Source organism: Massilia mucilaginosa, from assembly GCF_011682145.1.
GTDB classification, from domain to species: Bacteria; Pseudomonadota; Gammaproteobacteria; order Burkholderiales; family Burkholderiaceae_D; genus Telluria_A; species Telluria_A mucilaginosa.
This window is the reverse complement of record NZ_WHJH01000397.1, coordinates 1-238: the sequence shown is the minus strand read 5'-3', so window position 1 is coordinate 238 and position 238 is coordinate 1. Positions and strand designations below refer to the sequence as shown.

The 238-nt window shown below is 59.2% G+C and carries 1 protein-coding gene; it reads right to left on the bottom strand.

Annotated elements, in window-relative coordinates:
* The coding region (locus tag F2P45_RS35320; protein WP_187367279.1) for a transposase at positions 1-238 on the bottom strand (238 nt) is incomplete at both ends.

The following is a 238-nucleotide window of genomic DNA, read 5'->3' as shown; positions in this document are numbered from 1 at the left end:
CGTCCTCATAGCCGCAGCCGATTTGGTAGATACGCTGCGTCAGAAGATCATGATACGAATGGCTGACGTAACTCTGATGGCGACGGTCCGGCAAAGCCGCCGCGAGGCGCTTGGTCAGACCGATCTGAAGGTCGACACCGCGCAGCAGCACCGGCCCGAGATCAGACGACAAACCGCCACCGGCAAAATCGGCTCGAACACTGTGAGCGGGAATGGATGCAAAACGGAGCTGCTCTGA